This window comes from Streptomyces sp. NPDC085460 (genome assembly GCF_044541975.1).
GTDB lineage: Bacteria > Actinomycetota > Actinomycetes > Streptomycetales > Streptomycetaceae > Streptomyces.
In genome coordinates, this window is sequence record NZ_JBITTO010000009.1 from 453,103 (window position 1) to 469,741 (window position 16,639).

Consider the following 16,639-nt stretch of genomic DNA (forward strand, 5'->3'; position numbering starts at 1 on the left):
AGCGGCGTGTCCCGGGGGCCGGACCTACCATGAGAGTGTCCCGGCCCCCGTACGAAAGGGGGGCACCCGATGGCTCCCCAGCTCACCGTTCCGGACACCGCCCTGGCCGGCCTCCGCGAGGACCTGGCCGGAGAGGTCCTCGTCCCCGGCGATCCGGGCTACGACGAGGCCAGGCGCATCCACAACGGCATGATCGACCGCCGCCCGGCGGTCATCGCCCGGTGCGCGACCCAGGCCGACGTGGCCAACGCGGTCCTCTTCGCGCGGGAGACGGGGCTGACCGTCGCCGTGCGCGGCGGCGGCCACAGCGTCGCCGGCACCTCCGCCGTCGACGGCGGCCTGGTGATCGACCTGCGCCCGATGCACGCCGTGGTCGCGGATCCCGAGCACATGACGGTACGGGTCCAGGGCGGCGCCCTGATGAGCCACCTCGACCGGGCCACCCAGCCCTTCCACCTGGCCACCACCGGGGGCAGGGCCTCCACCACCGGCGTCGCCGGCTTCACCCTGGGCGGCGGCTCCGGCTGGCTGGAGCGGAAGTTCGGGCTCGCCTGCGACAACCTGCTGTCCGCCGAGCTGATCACCGCCGAGGGCAGGCACGTGGTCGCGAGCGCCGAGGAGAACCCGGAGCTGTTCTGGGCGCTGCACGGCGGCGGCGGCAACTTCGGCGTGGCGACCTCGCTGACGCTGCGGCTGCACGAGCTGCCCGCGATGAGCTTCGCGCTGATGCTGTTCCCGCCGTCCGCCGGACCCGCGGTGGTGGAGGCGTACCGCGCGATGGCGGAGACCATGCCGGACGAGGCGAGCGGCGGCGTGCTGTACTTCCCCGCCCCGCCCGAGCCCTTCGTGCCGCCGCACCTGGTGGGCGAGCTCGTGGTGGCCGGTCTGGTCACCTTCGCCGGGCCGGTGGCGGGCGTACGGCACCTGGCGGGCCGGCTCTCCGCGCTGCGGCCCGTGGTGGAGCTCGTCCAGGACATCCCCTACGCGGACCTCCAGTGCATGCTGGACGACCCGCCGGGGCTGCGGAACTACTGGTCGGCGGAGTACCTGGGGTCGCTCCCCGACGAGGCCGTGGAGGTGTTCTGCGCCCGCGGGGAGCGGATCCCGGCCGGCACCGCCACCCAGCACGTGCTCTTCCCGCTGGGCGGCGCGGCGGCCCGGGGACCGTCCGACTACCCGCTGCCGTGGCGTACCGCCCCCTGGGTCGTGCACCCCTTCGCCACCTGGCAGGACCCCGCGCTCGACGGGGCCGCGATCCAGTGGGTGCACGACGTGCGGACCGACATGCGGCCGTGGACGACGGAGGCGGTGTACCTCAACTTCATCGGCGCGGAGGGCGAGCAGCGGGTCGTCGCCGGGTTCGGCGCGGGCAACTGGTCCCGGCTCGCCGCGGTGAAGGCCGCGTACGACCCCGACAACGTCTTCCGGCTCAACCACAACATCACCCCGGCCGCCGCGGCCTGACCCCTCAGGGGTGACGCAGGCCACACCGGACAGGTGGCCGGACAATTCACGCATCGCCACGACGAGTTGTCGCCCCGTTGTACGAAGTGTCGGGTCCCGTGACCATCAGGTGATACCCCGGAAAGACCACGGGCGATACCGTCCGCCCATGGACACGCAGGGCGGCATCACCGTACAACGGGCACTCGAACTCCCGGGGCTCCGCAGTGGTCTCCCGGAGGTCGTCGCCGGCGCCGACCGGCTCCAGCGGACCGTGCGGTGGGTGCACGCGGGAGAGGTGCCCAACATCGCGTCCCTGCTCAAGGGCGGCGAGCTGCTGCTGACCACCGGTCTCGGCCTGGGCACCCGCCCGGCCGAGCAGCGCGCCTTCGTGCGGCGCCTCGCCGACCGGGGCATCGCGGCCCTCGTGGTCGAGCTCGGCCCGCGCTTCGCCCGCCTGCCGGCGACGATAGTGGAGACCGCCCGCGCCACCGGGCTGCCGCTCGTCCAGCTCCACCGCGAGGTGCCGTTCGTCGCGGTCACGGAGGAGATCCACACCGAGATCGTCAACGGCCACTACGCGCTCCAGCGGCGGGCCGAGGAGGTCCACCGGCAGTGCACCGAGGCGCTGCTCGGCGGCGGCGGGGTCCCCCAGGTGCTCCGGATCCTCTCCGACTTCGCCGCGAACCCGGTCTTCCTGGAGACCGCCGACGGACAGCTGCTGTACGCGGCGGGCACCGAGTCCGGCCCGGCCGACCCGCTCCAGGTCTGGGACGGGCTCCGCGGCCAGCGCGCGGCCCGCGAGTCCGGCCCGCCGACCGGCACCGTCCTCGTCGACGTCCCCGGCGGAGGCCCCGGTACGGGCTCGGTGCGGGCCCGCCTGGTGCTCCTCGCGGTCTCCGGCGCCCTCGCCCCCGTCCACCGGATGGCCGCCGAGCGGGCCGCGGGCCTCCTCGCGGTCGTCCTGATGCAGGCCCGGCAGGAGGAGGAGCTGGCGGCCCGTGGCCGCGGCGACTTCCTCACGGACCTCGCGGAGGGCCGGATCACCGCCGAGGACGCCCCCGCGCAGGCCCGCGTCCTCGGCTTCCGGCCCGGCGACGGCCCGCTCCTGCCCGTCGTCATGCGGCTCGCCCCCGAGCTCTCCCCGTCCGGCAGCTGGGCGCTGCTCGCCCGCGCCGTCCACGAGGAGCTGGCCTCCGTCGGCGTCCCCGCGCTCCTCGGCGTCCGCCCCGTCGAGGGCCGGGTCCCGCTCCTGCTGGGCCTGCGCTCCGAGTCGGAGCGGAACGCGGTCGCCGACCGGGTCGCGGCGGCGCTGCGGGCCGGCGTCGAGCGGGCCAGCCTCGAAGGCGCCGGGGCGCACCCGCCGGTCGTGGTGGTCGGCATGGCCGGCGGCTGGGCGGCGGCGTCGGCGGGGCTGCGGCACGCGGCCGAGACGGCCACGGCGGCGCAGGGCCTCACCGACCGGCCCTGGTACGACGCCCGGCGCCTCGACATCGACCTGCTGCTGTGGCGGCTGCGCGACCACCCGGACCTGGCCGCCTTCGTCGACCGGGCGATCGGCCCGCTCCGCGACCACGACCGCGCCTCCCGCCCGCCGCTGCTCCCCACCCTGGAGACGTATCTGGCGCACGCGGGCCGCAAGGCCGAGACGGCCCGCGAGCTCCACCTCAACCGGCAGACCCTCTACAACCGCCTGGCGCGCATCTCCGAACTCCTCGGCACGGACCTGGACGACCCGCAGACGGTCCTGGCGCTGTCGCTGGCCCTCCGGGCCCGCCGGCACGCCCCGTGAGTCAGCGGGCGGACAACTCGTCGTAGACGCTCAGGACGTGGGCGATGGTGTCGTCCTCCGTCGGCCACGTCCCGGCCTGGACGCGCCCCGCCGCCGCCAGGTCCATCCGCCGCTCCTCGTCCTCCAGGAGCCCCCGGACGGCCGCCGCGAGGGCGCCCGCGTCGCCGTACGGCACCAGCTCGGCCGCGTCGCCGACGAGTTCCGGCACGCCGCCGACGGCGGTGGCGACCAGCGGGACACCGAGCCGGAGCGCCTCCTGCGCCAGCAGGGACCGCGCCTCCCAGCGGGACGGCAGCACGGCCACGTCGGCGGCGGCGAGGAGTTCGGCGACGTCGTCGCGGCGCCCGGCGATCCGGACGGCGAGCCCCTCGGCGACGATCCGCCGCTGGAGCGCGGCCCGCTCGCGTCCCTCGCCCGCGATGACGAGCAGCGGCTGCGGGTCGAGCTCCCGCCACTCCCGGGCCGCGTCGAGGAGCGTCCCGTACCCCCGGCCGGGTTCGAGGGCGCCGACGGCCATGACCAGCGGCCGGTCGACGGCGCCGAGTTCGGCCCGGGCCTTGCCGTCGTGGAGGCAGACGGGCCCGCGCGCGGGAGGCACGGTGACGGGGGCGAGCCGCGCGTCCCTGGCCCCGCGCCGCCGGGCCCGGTCCACGAGTTCGGACGAGGTGCCGAGGACGACGGCGGCGGCGCGCGCGGTGCGGCGCTCCAGGAGCCGTACGAGCCCGCCCATGGCGCCGTCGGTGCGCGGCCGGCCGTGCCAGGTGGTGACGAGCGGGGTGCGGGCGAGCCCGACGCCGCCGGAGACCGCGAGCGCGGCGCGTACGGAGGCGTGCAGCCCGTGCGCGTGGACGACGTCGGCGCCGATGCAGGCGTTGCGGAGCAGGCCGACGGTCGCCGGGTCGTTGCGGCGGGGCAGCGGCACGACGTGCGCGCCGGCGCCGGAGTAGTCGTAGAGACGGTCGAGTTCGGCCGGGGCGCACACGGTCACCCGAACACCCCTCGCCACCAGCCCAGAGGCGAGTGATCTGACGTGAGCGCTGCTGCCCGCGCTGCCACCGCCCAGCACCTGGACCGTACGGAGCTGTGTCACGCGCCCAAGGATGCCAGCCCCGGCCCCCACCCGTACGCACGTTCCGCCACCGACACCGCATCGTGCCCTTGCCGGGCGGGGACGGGCGGCACCGCCCCGCCCCCGACTTCACCCGTCCGGGCGAGCGCACGCCTCACACCCGCGCGCCCCCGCGCCGGTTCAGGCGTCCGCCCTGGCGGTGGCCAGGAGTTCCTCCGCGTGCGCGCGGGCCGTCTCGGAGTCCTCCTGGCCGGCGAGCATGCGGGAGAGCTCACGGACCCTCTCCTCGCCCTCCAGGACGGTGACGCCCGAGCGGGTGACCGAGCCGTCGTTGGTCTTCTCGACGAGCAGCTGCCGGTCGGCGAAGGCCGCCACCTGGGGCAGGTGCGTGACGACGACGACCTGCGCGGTGCGGGCGAGCTTGGCGAGCCGGCGACCGATCTCCACGGCCGCCTTGCCGCCGACGCCCGCGTCGACCTCGTCGAACAGGTACGTCGGCACCGGGTCGACCCCGGCGAAGACGACCTCGACGGCGAGCATCACACGGGACAGCTCACCGCCGGACGCGCCCTTGGCGATGGGCCGCGGCGGCGCGCCGGGGTGCGGGGCGAGCAGCAGCTCGACCTCGTCGGCGCCGGCCGGCCCGTACGCGACCCGCCGCCCGCCGACCTCGACGCCCGACGCCTCGTCGGGGGCCTCGGACTGCCGGATGTCGAAGGACACGCGCGCGTGCGGCATGGCGAGCGAGGCCAGCTCGGCGGTGACCGCCTCGGCGAACCGGGCCGCCGCCTCCACCCGCGCGTCGGTGAGCCGCTGCGCGAGGACGGACAGCTCGTCGCGGAGCCGGTCCCGCTCGGCGGTCAGCTCCCCCACCCGGTCGTCGTCGCCGTCCAGCTCCCCGAGCCGCTCGGCGCTCTCCTCCGCCCACGCCAGGACGGCCCCGACGGACTCGCCGTACTTCCGGGTCAGCTGGGTGAGCGCGGCCCGCCGCTCCTCGACCGCCGCGAGCCGCAGCGGGTCGGCGTCCAGGTCGTCGGCGTACCCGGCCAGCTCCTGCGCCACGTCGGCGAGGAGGATCGAGATCTCCCCCATCCGGTCAGCGAGCGCCGCGAGCGCCGGATCGTGCGCCCGCACGCCCTCGAGCGCCCGGCCCGCCCCGGCGACCAGGGTGGTCGCGTCGACGGACTCGGGGTCCTCCGGGTTCCCGGCCAGCGCCGCGTGCGCGAGCGCGGCGGCCGAGGCGAGCGCCTCGGCGTGGCCGAGCCGCTCGGCCTCCGCCGCCAGCTCGGTGTCCTCGCCGGCCCGCGGCGCCACCGCCTCGATCTCGGAGAGCCCGAACCGCAGCAGATCGGCCTCCTGGGCTCGCTCACGTGCCCGGGTGGTGATCTCGTCCAGCTCGACGGTGACGGCCCGCAGCCTCCGGTACACCTCGCCGTAGGCGGCGAGCGGCCCGGACACCGCCTCGCCCGCGTACCGGTCGAGCGCACCGCGCTGCCGGGCGGGCTTCAGCAGGCCCTGCTGGTCGGTCTGGCCATGGACGGCGACGAGTTCGTCGGCGAGCTCCGCGAGCAGCCCGACGGGCACCGAACGCCCGCCCAGGTGCGCCCGCGAGCGGCCCTCCGCGGAGACCGTACGGGTCACGAGCAGGGCGCCCTCGTCGAGCTCCGCCCCGGCCTCCTCGGCCCGCAGCGCGGCGGGCGCCCCGGGCGGCAGACTGATCCGCCCCTCGACGACCGCCGAACCGGCCCCGATCCGTACCAGGGCCGGGTCCGCCCGTCCGCCGAGCAGCAGCCCCAGGCTCGTGACGACCATGGTCTTGCCCGCGCCGGTCTCACCCGTCACCGCGGTGAAGCCGGGCGACAGCTCGACCACCGCGTCGTCGATGACCCCGAGCGACCGTATCCGCATCTCCTCCAGCACGCCCCAGACCATACGAGGTTTCCGTGCCGCGACGCGACATCACCCCCGCCGCGAAGGTCGCGGGGAGGGCCGCGGGGAGGTCAGTGGGGCGCGCCCCGCCACCCCGAGACCGGCAGGGCGAACTTGGCGACGAGCCGGTCGGTGAAGGACGCGTGGTGGAGCCGGGCGAGCCGCACCGGGACGGCACCGCGCCGCACCTCGACCCGGGCACCGGCCGGCAGCTCGACGGTCCGCCGCCCGTCGCACCACAGCACCCCGTGCGGGGTGTGCGGCTCGACCTCGACGGCGAGCACCGAGTCCGGGGTGGTGACGAGCGGCTTGGCGAACAGCGCGTGCGCCCCGATCGGCACCATGAGCAGCGCCTCCACCTCGGGCCACACGACCGGGCCGCCGGCCGAGAAGGCGTACGCGGTCGAGCCGGTCGGCGTCGCGCAGATCACCCCGTCGCAGCCGAAGCCGGTGACGGGCCGCCCGTCGATGGCGAGGACGACCTCCAGCATCCGCTCCGGGGAGACCTTCTGCACGGCGGCCTCGTTGAGCGCCCAGTCGCGGTGCAGGGCGTCGCCGTTCTGGTAGACGGCAACGTCCAGGGTCATCCGCTCCTCGACCTCGTACGCCTTGGTGACGACCCGGTCGACGACCTTGTCGAGGTCGTCGCGCTCGGCCTCGGCGAGGAAGCCGACCCGCCCCAGGTTGACGCCGAGCATCGGCACGCCGGAGGCGCGGGAGAACTCGGCGCCGCGCAGCAGCGTCCCGTCACCGCCGAGGACGATGATCAGCTCGCAGCCGTCGAGCGCCTCGGGGCAGTCGTCGGGGATCTTCTCCACGGACGGCGGCAGCGGCAGGTCCGCCGCCTCCGCCTCCAGGACGCGGACGCCGATGCCGCTGCGCAGCAGCCCCAGGACGACGAGTTCGGCGCTGCGCACGGCGGCCGGCCGGCCGGTGTGCGCGAGCAGGAAGACGGTGCGTGGTGCCTGTGGTGCCGCTGTCGCTGTCAACGAGGTCCCTCCGCCACGGCGCGGTCGACGTCCGCCGGATCGAGTGCGGGCGCGCCGGCCCGCAGCCACAGAAAGTACTCGACGTTCCCGGACGGCCCGGGCAGCGGGCTCGCGGTGACGCCCGCCACCCCGAGCCCCAGCCCGGCCGCCTGCCGGGCCACGTTCTTCACGGCGTCGGCGCGCAGCTCGGCGCTGCGCACGACACCGCCGGAGCCGAGCCGCTCCTTGCCCACCTCGAACTGCGGCTTGACCATCAGGACGAGGTCCGCGTCCGGCGCGGTGCAGGCCACCAGGGCGGGCAGCACGAGCCCGAGCGGGATGAAGGAGAGGTCGCCGACGACGAGGTCGGCGGGGACGCCGTCGATCGCGTCGAGGGTCAGCTCGCGCACGTTGGTACGGTCCTTGACGGTCACCCGCTCATCGCTCTGCAGCGACCAGGCGAGCTGTCCGTAGCCGACGTCGACGGCGACGACGTGCCCGGCGCCGGCGCGCAGCAGCACATCGGTGAAGCCGCCGGTCGAGGCGCCCGCGTCGAGCGCCCTGCGGCCCTCCACCGTCAGCCCGAGGGGGACGAAGGCGGCGAGGGCGCCGGCGAGCTTGTGGCCGCCCCGCGAGACGTAGTCGGGGTCGGAGTCGTCCTGGGCGACGACGATCGCGGCGGCGGTCTCGACCTGGGTGGCGGACTTGGTGGCGACCGTCTTGCCGACGGTCACCCGGCCGGCCGCGATCAGCTGGCCGGCGTGCTCGCGCGAGCGGGCGAGTTTGCGCCGGACCAGCTCGGCGTCGAGGCGGCGGCGTGCCACTCCTGCCACGTTGGGTTCAGCTCCTGGGGTCGTGCGGACGGGGTGCGGGGGCGGGGCGCGCGTCGAGCGAGGTCAGCTCGGCGCGCAGTCCCTGGTGTACATCCTCGTACACCGCGAGGTGTCCGTCCGCCGGGAGGTGGTCGGCCTCGGCGAGACGCGCGACGAGCGCGTCCACCGAGGGCAGCCCGGTGGGCTCCCGGGGGACCCCCAGCGGGGCGGCCGCCGCGGGCTCGGCGGCCTCCGCCCGCGCACCGCCGGTCACGGGGTCCGTACCGGCCTCCGCCTCCGTGATCGCATCGTTCATGCCACGACGCTATCGCGAAGCCCTGGGGTACGGTCGACGGCGATGGCGACGATCACGGAGTGCCGCGACGCACTCGACAAGCTGGCGGACAACCTCGCGGGGGCGGACGGCTCGGTCCGGGGCGCGGCGGCGCTCGACCGCACCCTGAGCTGCCACCTCACGGACCTCGACACGACCTTCACCGGCCGGCTCACCGGCGGCCGGATGGTCGTGGAGTCGACGGTGACAGGCCCGCCGCCGGAGAAGGCCCAGATCCGGCTGGCGATGACCGGCGACGACCTGGTCGCGCTGGTGGGCGGACGGTTGAACTTCGCGAAGGCGTGGGCCTCCGGCCGGGTCAGGCTGGAGGCCGGCTTCCGCGATCTGCTGCGGCTGCGGTCACTTCTGTAGGGCCGGTTCGGGCACCGGACCGGACCGCCTGGCCCGCGCCTCCCGCCCGGCCGGGACGACGAGCGGGGTGCCCGTCTGCGGGTCGTCGATGACCTGGCAGCGCAGCCCGAAGACCCGCTCGACCAGCTCGGCGGTGACCACCTCGGACGGCGGGCCCTCCGCGACGACCTCGCCGGCGCGCACCGCGATGAGGTGGGTGGCGTACCGGGCCGCGTGGTTGAGGTCGTGCAGGACGGCCACGAGCGTCCGCCCCTGGGTCTCGTGCAGCTCGGCGCACAGGTCGAGGACGTCGATCTGGTGCTGGATGTCGAGGTACGTGGTCGGCTCGTCGAGCAGCAGCAGCGGCGTCTGCTGGGCGAGGGCCATCGCGATCCACACCCGCTGGCGCTGGCCGCCGGAGAGCTCGTCGACGAACCGGTCGGCGAGCTCGGCGACGCCGGTGGACTCCATGGACTCCTGGACGACCCGCTCGTCCTCGGGCGACCACTGGCGCAGCAGACCCTGGTGCGGGTAGCGGCCGCGGGCGACGAGGTCGGCGACGGTGATGCCGTCGGGCGCGACGGACGACTGCGGCAGCAGACCGAGGGTCCTGGCGACCTTCTTCGCCGGCAGCGAGTGGATCGACTGCCCGTCGAGCAGCACCCGGCCCTGGGCGGGCTTGAGCATCCGGGAGAGGGCGCGCAGCAGGGTGGACTTGCCGCAGGCGTTGGGCCCGACGATGACGGTGAACGAGTGGTCGGGGATCTCCACGGACAGGTCGCGGGCGATGACCCGCTGCTCGTACGCGAGGGTGACCGACTCGGCCCCGAGGCGCTGCTGCTGCCGATCGCTCATGGGCGTGCTCCTGTCGTCCTGGTCCGTGGTGCTGTTGCTCGGGGTGCTGTGGCTCGTGGTGCTCTTGCTGGTGGTGCTCTTGCTCGGGGTGCTCTCGCCGGTGGTGTGCTTGCTCGGGGTGCTCTTGCCGGTGGTGTGCTTCTCCGGGGTCATATCCGGCCCGCCTTGCGTTCGCTGACCAGCAGCCAGAGCAGGTAGCAGCCGCCCAGGATGCCGGTGATGACCCCCACGGGCAGCGTGCGCTCGCCGAAGGCGTTCCCGGCGATCCAGTCGGCCCCGAGCAGCAGCGCGGAGCCCAGGACGGCGGAGACCGCCAGATTGGGACCGGGCGCGCGGGTGAGCCGGCGGGCCAGCTGCGGGGCGCTGAGGGAGACGAAGACGATGGGCCCGGCCGCCGAGGTGGCGACGGCGACGAGCAGCACCGCCGAGGCCATGAGGACGATCCGGGTCCGCTCGACCTTCACGCCGAGCGCGTACGCGGCGTCGTCGCCCATCTCCAGCATCCGCAGCGCCCTGCCGTGGCCGAGGACCAGCGGCACCAGCACGCAGCAGACCGCGAGCAGCGGCCAGAACTGGGTCCAGTCGCGTCCTTCGAGGGAGCCGGTCATCCACACGGTGGCGCGGGTGGCGTCCACCAGGTCGGCCTTGGTGATGAGGTAGTGGATGACGGAGGTCAGCATCGCGGCGGCGCCGATGCCGACGAGCACCAGCCGGTATCCGTGCACCCCCCGCTTCCAGGCGAGCAGGTAGATCGCGGCGCCCGTGACGACACCGCCGGCGACGGCGCCGAGCGCGGTGGCGACGGCGCTGCCCTGGAAGAGGACGATGACGGTGAGCGCGCCGACGGTGGCGCCCTGTCCGAAGCCGATCACGTCGGGGCTGCCGAGCGGATTGCGGGAGATCGACTGGAAGACGGCCCCGCCGAGCGCGAGCGCGCCGCCGACGAGGATCGCGACCAGGACCCTCGGCAGCCGCAGCTCCATCACGGCGAACTCCTGGAGGACCGTGCCCCGGCCGAGGAGGGTGTCGACCACCTCGGCCGGCGTCATCGGGAAGTCGCCGGTGCCGACGAGGACGACGCCGAGCCCGAGGGTGAGCAGGATCAGCCCGAGACCGCACAGCGCGGCCCGCGGCACGTACCGTACGGAGACTCCGCCGCCGGTCCGCAGGGTCTTGGTGGTCACAGCTGGGCCATCCTCTTGCGGCGTACGAGTCGGATGAAGACGGGCCCGCCGACGAGCGCCGTCACGATGCCGACCTGGAGTTCGGCGGGCCGGGCGACGATCCGGCCGAGGACGTCGGAGCCGAGCAGCAGCACGGGCGCGAGGACCGCCGCGTACGGCAGGATCCACCGCATGTCGGGACCGGTGATCGCCCGGACCATGTACGGCACCATCAGGCCGAGGAAGACGATCGGCCCGCAGGCGGCGGTCGCGGCCCCGCACATCAGGGTGACGGCGACCATGGCGACGATCCGGGTCCGGTTGACGCTGACGCCGAGGGCGCGCGCGGAGTCGTCACCCATCTCCATGGCGTTGAGCGGCCGGGCGATGGCCAGCGCCAGCACGGCGCCGACGAGGATGAACGGCGCGACCCGGCGGACGGTGTCCAGGTCGGCCGAGGCCAGCGAGCCGACGGTCCAGAAGCGGAGCCGGTCGAGCGCGGCCGAGTTCAGCAGCTGGACGGCGTTGACGTAGCCGTACAGGGCGGCGGTCGCGGCCGTACCGGCGAGCGCGAGCCGCACCGGCGTGGCGCTGCGGCTGCCGCCGAGCACGTACACGACGACGGAGACGACGGCGGCGCCGACGAAGGCGAACCACACGTAGTCGCTGACGTCGGTGACGCCGAGGAACGCGATGGCCGACACCACGGCGGCGGCCGCGCCCGCGTTGACGCCGAGCAGTCCGGGCTCCGCCAGCGGATTGCGCGTCAGCCCCTGCATCACCGCGCCGGCCAGTCCGAGCGCCAGGCCGACGAGCACCCCGAGCAGGGTGCGCGGCACCCGCACGTCGTGGATGACGACGTCGTTGCCGACGCCGCTGTTGTGGAACAGCCCGTGCCACACGTCGCCGATCGGCACCGGCTTGGCACCGATCATGACGCTGAGGACACAGACAAGCAGCAGGGCACCGACGGCCGCCAGCAGTCCGACGGCACGCACGGTGTTCCGGCGCCTCGGGGACCGCTCGGCCTTCGCCGGCTCCGCGCTCGAACGGGAGGGACTCTCGACCAACACCCGGTTAGGTTAGCCTACCCAATATTCGCCGAGCAGAGGTCGGCGGCCCTCGGCTCCCGGGACCACCGACTCCCCACCGGGGACCTACAGCCCGAGCCGGGCCAGCGCCTTCCCCGCGTCCAGCGCACACGCCCCGGAGCCGGCCCGCGTCCACGCCGCCCCGCACAGCGCCCGCACCCCGTCGAGCGCGTCGGATCCGTCCGCGCCGTCCAGCACGAGCGCGTCCCCGCTCACCGAGGCCCGCCACCCGCCGCACCGGAACCCGCCGTCGCCGTCGGCCAGGACCTCCGGCTGCGCGACGAGCAGCCCCCGCAGATCGGCCGCCACGTACGTCGGCCGGTGCTCCGGCACGGCGGCGAGCAGCGTCGCCACGTCCGTGACCCCCGTCAGCACGAGCAGCGAGTCGACGCCGCCCTCGAACGCGCCCTCGATGTCGGTGTCCAGCCGGTCACCGACGACCAGCGGCCGCTCCGCCCCGGTCCGCAGCACCGTCTCGCGGTGCATCGGCGGCCGCGGCTTCCCGGCGACCTTCGGCTCGAACCGCCCGCCGGTCGCGATCCGCACGACCTCGACGGCGGCCCCGTTCCCGGGCCCGATCCCGCGCGTACCGGGGATCGTCAGGTCGGTGTTGGACGCGTACCAGGGCACTCCCCGCCCGACCGCGTACGCCGCCTCCGCGAACCGGCCCCAGCCCAGCTCCGGGCCGCCGTATCCCTGCACGACGGCCACCGGCCCGTCGTCCGCCGACTCGACCGGTACGAGCCCCCGCTCGCGCAGCGCGACCCGCAGCCCCTCGCCGCCGACGACGAGGACCCGGGCTCCCGCGGGCACGTCCTCGGCGATGAGCCGCGCCACCGCCTGCGCGGAGGTGACGACGTCGTCGGCGGCGGCCGGCACCCCCAGCTCGGTGAGGTGCGCGGCCACCGCGTCCGGCGTCCGCAGCGCGTTGTTCGTCACGTACGCCAGCCGCATCCCGCCGTCCCGCGCCGCGCCGAGCGCCTCCACGGCGTACGGGATCGCCGCCCCGCCCGCGAAGTACACGACCCCGTCGAGGTCGAGCAGCGCCGTGTCGTACGCCGCGCTCAGCGCGACCGCGCTGCCGCCGGGCCGACTCCGTTCCGTCCGCCGCTCCTGGCCGTCTCGCGCCATGACCACCCGCTCCTCACTCACCGCCGGTACTCCCCCGCTCCCCCGATCATCGCTCATGGCCACCGCGCGCCTACCATGACGAGATGAACTCCTCAGGTCACGCGGCCATCGACGTCCGCGACGACACCGCGGGGCTGCGTCTGCATCCGTTCCGCGGCATCCGGTACGTCCCCGAGCGGGTCGGCAGCCTCGCGGCCGTCACCTCCCCGCCCTACGACGTCGTCGTACGACCTGACGGACTGCTCCACCTGGAGTCGGCCGACCCGCACAACATCGTCCGGCTGATCCTCCCCCAGGCCGTCACGGCGGGCACCCGCCACCGCAAGGCGGCGGTGACGCTGGACCGCTGGCTGGCCGACGGCGTCCTCGCCCCCGACCCGTGCCCCGCGCTGTACGTGTACGAGCAGCGGGGCGACGGCATCCTCCAGCGCGGCATCATCGGCGCCCTCGAACTGAGCACGCCCGACGAGGGGGTCGTCCTCCCGCACGAGGACGTCATGCCGCACGTCGTCGAGGACCGCGCCGCCCTGATGCGCACCACGGCCGCCAATCTGGAGCCGCTGCTCCTCACGTATCCGGGCACCGGCGACGGCGCGGACGCGGTCGTGGAGCGCGCGATCCTGCGCGAGCCGCTCCTGTCGACGACGACGGAGGACGGTTTCCACCACCGTCTGTGGGCGGTGACGGACCCGGACGAGCTGGCGGCGGTCACCACCGAACTCGCCCGCCACCAGGCGCTGATCGCCGACGGGCACCACCGCTGGGCGACGTATCTGCGGCTGCGTGACGAGCGGCCGTCGCCCGGCCCGTGGAACCAGGGCCTGGTGCTGCTCATCGACACGGTCCGCTATCCGCTGCGGGTGCGCGCGATCCACCGCCTCCTGAGCCGGCTGCCGTTGGCGGACGCGCTGGAGGCCGTCGGGGATGCCTTCCGGGTCCGCCGGATCGAACGCCCGCTGCCGGAGGCGCTGGAGGCCCTGTCCGAGGCGGCCGCCGACGGCAACGCGTTCCTCCTGGCCGGCGACGGCGCGTTCCACCTCCTGGACCGCCCGGATCAGGCCCTGCTGGCCCGCACGGTCCGCGCCGACCGCCCGGAGGCGTGGCGCACCCTGGACGCGACGGTCCTCCACGCCACGCTCCTGGAGCACGTCTGGCACGTGCCGGACGCTCCGGAGGACATCGCCTACATCCACGACACGGCGGCGGCCGTCGCCCAGGCCGAGCGCCGGGGCGGTACGGCGGTGCTGATGCATCCGGTACGCGAGGAGGTCGTCCGGGACCTGGCCCGCCAGGGGGTGACGATGCCGCGCAAGTCGACGTCGTTCGGCCCCAAGCCGGCGACGGGCCTGGTCCTCCGCAGCCTCGCCCTCGACTGAAGGGGATACGAAGAAGGGCGGCACCCTCGGGGTGCCGCCCTTCCTCATGTCCTCATGTCACGGAGCCTCAGCGCCGCTCGTCGTCCTCGGCGTCGTCGGCCGAGTCACCGTCGGCGTCATCGCCCTCGACGTCGGTGTCGGCGTCGGCGCCGGGCGCGTCACCGGACGCGTCCTCGTCCTCGGCGTCCTCGAAGGCGTCGACGAACTCGACCCCGTCCAGCTCGGCGAGCCGGTCGGAGGCGTCCGTGGCGCCGTCCTTGTCGGCCTCCAGTGCCTTGGCGAACCACTCCCGGGCCTCCTGCTCCCGCCCGGCGGCGAGGAGGGCGTCGGCGTAGGCGTACCGCAGTCGCGCGGTCCACGGGTGGTGGGCGCTGGACGCGAGCTCGGGGCTCTGCAGGGTCACGATGGCGGCTTCCAGCTGCCCCATGTCCCGGCGGGCGCCGGCGGCGACGAGTCGCATCTCGACCTGCCCGGCCTTGTCGAGCTTCTGCACCTCGGGCTCGCCGGCCATGGCGAGGGCCCGCTCGGGCCGGCCGAGACCGCGCTCGCAGTCGGCCATGACGGGCCACAGGTCCACGCCACCGCTCATCCGCCGCGCGGCCCGGAACTCGGCCAGCGCCTCGGAGTACTTCTGGTTGGCGTACGCGGCGAAGCCGGCGGCCTCGCGGACGGCGGCGACGCGCGAGGCGAGCCGCAGCGCGACGCGGGAGTAGCCGTACGCCTTCTCCGGGTCCTCGTCGATGAGCTGCGCGACCATGACGAGGTTGCGGGCGACGTCGTCGGCGAGCCCCTTGGGCAGGCTCATGAGCTCCTGGCGCACATCGGCGTCGATCTCCTCACCGGTGACCTCCGGCGGGATCGGCAACCGCTTGATCGGCGCGCGGTCGCTCCGCTCGCCGCGGTCGTCGCGGCGCCCGTAGCCACCCCGGTCGTCACGCCCGCGGTACCCGCCCCGGTCGTCCCGGCCCCGGTCGTCCCGGCCCCGGTAGCCGCCACCCCGGCTGTCGTCACGGCGGAACCCACCGCCGCCGCCACGGTTGTCATCACGCCGGAACGAGGAGGGACGCTCGTCCCGCCGGTCGTCCCGACGGAACCCGCCACCGCGGTTGTCGTCACGGCGGTCGTCACGCCGGTCGTCGCGGGGGAAGGAGGGACGGTCGTCCCGGCGGAACGACGACGGACGCTCGTCCCGCCGGTCGTCACGACGGAACCCACCGCCACGCTGGTCGCCACCACGGTCGTCCCGACGGAACCCGCCGCCACCGCGGTTGTCGTCACGACGGAACCCACCACCGCGCTGGTCGCCACCGCGGTCGTCACGGCGGAAGCCGCCACCGCCACGGTTGTCATCACGACGGTCATCACGCCGGTCATCACGGCGGTCGTCACGGGGGAAGGACGGCCGGTCGTCCCGACGGTAGCCACCGCCACGCTGGTCGCCACCACGGTCATCGCGACGGAACCCGTCGCGGCGGTCGTCGCGGGGGAAGGAGGGACGGTCGTCCCGGCGGAACGACGACGGACGCTCGTCCCGCCGGTCGTCCCGACGGAACCCGCCGCCACGCTGGTCGCCACCACGGTCGTCACGACGGAAGCCGCCGCCACCACCGCGGTTGTCGTCCCGACGGAACCCACCACCGCGCTGGTCGCCACCACGGTCGTCACGGCGGAAGCCGCCGCCGCCACGGTTGTCATCACGACGGTCATCACGGCGGTCGTCACGGCGGTCGTCACGGGGGAAGGACGGCCGGTCGTCCCGACGGTAGCCGCCACCGCGCTGGTCGCCACCACGGTCATCGCGACGGAAGCCGCCGCCACCGCGGTTGTCGTCCCGGCGGAACCCACCGCCGCGCTGGTCCCCGCCCCGGTCGTCCCGGCGGAAGCCGCCACCCCGGTTGTCGCCACCTCGGTTGTCTCCACCGCGGTCGTCGCGGCGGTAACCGCCGCCGCCACCCCCGCGGTTGTCGTCGCGACGGAAGCCGCCACCACGGTTGTCGTCGCGACGGGGCCCACGGAAGCCGCCCCGGTCGCCACCGGCACCATCCCGGCGACGCGGCTCGCGCTCCGGACGGTCGTCGGGAGAGTTGGTGGACATCGGTGTGACTCCTGTCTTCGGGTACTGCAGTCATTCTCGCGCAGCCGGCACCCGGCCGCGCCTCGGAAAAAGTCAAGCAAAAAACAAAAGGACCCCTGGTCCCAGCGTGAACGCTGGGACCAGGGGTCCTGAAGAATTGTTCGGCGGCGTCCTACTCTCCCACAGGGTCCCCCCTGCAGTACCATCGGCGCTGAAAGGCTTAGCTTCCGGGTTCGGAATGTAACCGGGCG

Annotated in this window: 15 protein-coding genes and 1 rRNA gene; 4 read left to right on the forward strand and 12 right to left on the reverse strand. The window is 74.9% G+C overall.

Annotated features, from left to right (window positions below; genetic code table 11):
• Positions 1 to 69 precede the first annotated feature (69 nt).
• Both ACIGHB_RS25510 and ACIGHB_RS25515 read left to right on the forward strand, forming a co-directional pair.
• On the forward strand, positions 70 to 1,464 hold the full coding sequence (locus ACIGHB_RS25510) for an FAD-binding oxidoreductase (RefSeq protein ID WP_399916101.1): 1,395 nt from the start codon (positions 70 to 72) through the stop codon (positions 1,462 to 1,464).
• A 148-nt stretch (positions 1,465 to 1,612) separates the two neighbouring features.
• Positions 1,613 to 3,235, forward strand: coding sequence for a PucR family transcriptional regulator (locus ACIGHB_RS25515; protein WP_399916103.1), 1,623 nt, complete (start codon positions 1,613 to 1,615; stop codon positions 3,233 to 3,235).
• A 1-nt stretch (position 3,236) separates the two neighbouring features.
• Here the strand turns inward: ACIGHB_RS25515 and ACIGHB_RS25520 are convergent, their stop codons facing one another.
• From ACIGHB_RS25520 to ACIGHB_RS25540, 5 genes are all read right to left on the reverse strand, one after another.
• On the reverse strand, positions 3,237 to 4,325 hold the full coding sequence (locus ACIGHB_RS25520; protein ID WP_360318350.1) for a glycosyltransferase family 4 protein: 1,089 nt from the start codon (positions 4,323 to 4,325) through the stop codon (positions 3,237 to 3,239).
• A 159-nt stretch (positions 4,326 to 4,484) separates the two neighbouring features.
• The gene (gene recN, locus ACIGHB_RS25525) at positions 4,485 to 6,236 is read right to left on the reverse strand and encodes a DNA repair protein RecN (RefSeq protein WP_360318348.1); all 1,752 of its coding nucleotides are present in this window, start codon (positions 6,234 to 6,236) and stop codon (positions 4,485 to 4,487) included.
• Between the two features lie 68 nt (positions 6,237 to 6,304).
• Positions 6,305 to 7,222 (reverse strand): NAD kinase, encoded by a 918-nt coding sequence (locus ACIGHB_RS25530; protein ID WP_360318346.1) that lies wholly within the window; start codon positions 7,220 to 7,222, stop codon positions 6,305 to 6,307.
• Positions 7,219 to 8,034 (reverse strand): TlyA family RNA methyltransferase, encoded by an 816-nt coding sequence (locus tag ACIGHB_RS25535; RefSeq protein ID WP_360318344.1) that lies wholly within the window; start codon positions 8,032 to 8,034, stop codon positions 7,219 to 7,221. The genes ACIGHB_RS25530 and ACIGHB_RS25535 overlap by 4 nt, the downstream gene beginning before the upstream one ends.
• Before the next feature lie 7 nt (positions 8,035 to 8,041).
• A complete protein-coding gene (locus tag ACIGHB_RS25540) occupies positions 8,042 to 8,329 on the reverse strand; it encodes a hypothetical protein (RefSeq protein ID WP_360318342.1) in 288 nt (95 codons plus the stop codon).
• A 42-nt stretch (positions 8,330 to 8,371) separates the two neighbouring features.
• Between ACIGHB_RS25540 and ACIGHB_RS25545 the strand changes: the two genes are divergently transcribed.
• On the forward strand, positions 8,372 to 8,719 hold the full coding sequence (locus ACIGHB_RS25545; RefSeq protein ID WP_360318340.1) for an SCP2 sterol-binding domain-containing protein: 348 nt from the start codon (positions 8,372 to 8,374) through the stop codon (positions 8,717 to 8,719).
• On the opposite strand, the gene ACIGHB_RS25550 is transcribed toward ACIGHB_RS25545, so the two are convergent.
• The 4 genes from ACIGHB_RS25550 to ACIGHB_RS25565 all read right to left on the reverse strand — a co-directional run bounded on the left by ACIGHB_RS25550 (position 8,708) and on the right by ACIGHB_RS25565 (position 12,938).
• Positions 8,708 to 9,553, reverse strand: a complete 846-nt coding sequence (locus ACIGHB_RS25550; protein WP_399916146.1) for an ABC transporter ATP-binding protein — start codon at positions 9,551 to 9,553, stop codon at positions 8,708 to 8,710. The two genes, ACIGHB_RS25545 and ACIGHB_RS25550, sit on opposite strands and share 12 nt — an antisense overlap.
• Positions 9,554 to 9,702: 149 nt before the next feature.
• Positions 9,703 to 10,737, reverse strand: coding sequence for an iron chelate uptake ABC transporter family permease subunit (locus ACIGHB_RS25555; protein WP_360318338.1), 1,035 nt, complete (start codon positions 10,735 to 10,737; stop codon positions 9,703 to 9,705).
• Positions 10,734 to 11,789 carry a FecCD family ABC transporter permease gene (locus ACIGHB_RS25560; protein WP_399916107.1) on the reverse strand — a complete coding sequence of 352 codons (1,056 nt, stop codon included), beginning with the start codon at positions 11,787 to 11,789 and terminating at the stop codon, positions 10,734 to 10,736. The genes ACIGHB_RS25555 and ACIGHB_RS25560 overlap by 4 nt, the downstream gene beginning before the upstream one ends.
• Positions 11,790 to 11,873: 84 nt before the next feature.
• On the reverse strand, positions 11,874 to 12,938 hold the full coding sequence (locus tag ACIGHB_RS25565) for an HAD hydrolase-like protein (protein ID WP_399916110.1): 1,065 nt from the start codon (positions 12,936 to 12,938) through the stop codon (positions 11,874 to 11,876).
• Positions 12,939 to 13,021: 83 nt separating this feature from the next.
• Between ACIGHB_RS25565 and ACIGHB_RS25570 the strand changes: the two genes are divergently transcribed.
• On the forward strand, positions 13,022 to 14,314 hold the full coding sequence (locus ACIGHB_RS25570; RefSeq protein WP_399916112.1) for a DUF1015 domain-containing protein: 1,293 nt from the start codon (positions 13,022 to 13,024) through the stop codon (positions 14,312 to 14,314).
• Between the two features lie 67 nt (positions 14,315 to 14,381).
• Here the strand turns inward: ACIGHB_RS25570 and ACIGHB_RS25575 are convergent, their stop codons facing one another.
• The 3 genes from ACIGHB_RS25575 to rrf all read right to left on the reverse strand — a co-directional run.
• The gene (locus tag ACIGHB_RS25575; RefSeq protein WP_399916114.1) at positions 14,382 to 15,179 is read right to left on the reverse strand and encodes a tetratricopeptide repeat protein; all 798 of its coding nucleotides are present in this window, start codon (positions 15,177 to 15,179) and stop codon (positions 14,382 to 14,384) included.
• Entirely contained in the window at positions 15,116 to 16,348 is a 1,233-nt protein-coding gene (locus ACIGHB_RS25580; protein ID WP_399916116.1) for a hypothetical protein, read from the reverse strand. The genes ACIGHB_RS25575 and ACIGHB_RS25580 overlap by 64 nt, the downstream gene beginning before the upstream one ends.
• A gap of 199 nt (positions 16,349 to 16,547) precedes the next feature.
• Positions 16,548 to 16,639: ribosomal RNA gene (gene rrf / locus ACIGHB_RS25585) — 5S ribosomal RNA — on the reverse strand; the annotation flags it as partial.

Coding starts and splice junctions, on each gene's coding strand:
- ACIGHB_RS25510 (WP_399916101.1), top strand. CDS start 70: ATGGCTCCCCAGCTCACCGTTCCGGACACCGCCCTGGCCGGCCTCCGC.
- ACIGHB_RS25515 (WP_399916103.1), top strand. CDS start 1,613: ATGGACACGCAGGGCGGCATCACCGTACAACGGGCACTCGAACTCCCG.
- recN (WP_360318348.1), bottom strand. CDS start 6,236: ATGGTCTGGGGCGTGCTGGAGGAGATGCGGATACGGTCGCTCGGGGTC.
- ACIGHB_RS25540 (WP_360318342.1), bottom strand. CDS start 8,329: ATGAACGATGCGATCACGGAGGCGGAGGCCGGTACGGACCCCGTGACC.
- ACIGHB_RS25545 (WP_360318340.1), top strand. CDS start 8,372: ATGGCGACGATCACGGAGTGCCGCGACGCACTCGACAAGCTGGCGGAC.
- ACIGHB_RS25550 (WP_399916146.1), bottom strand. CDS start 9,553: ATGAGCGATCGGCAGCAGCAGCGCCTCGGGGCCGAGTCGGTCACCCTC.
- ACIGHB_RS25565 (WP_399916110.1), bottom strand. CDS start 12,938: ATGGCGCGAGACGGCCAGGAGCGGCGGACGGAACGGAGTCGGCCCGGC.
- ACIGHB_RS25570 (WP_399916112.1), top strand. CDS start 13,022: ATGAACTCCTCAGGTCACGCGGCCATCGACGTCCGCGACGACACCGCG.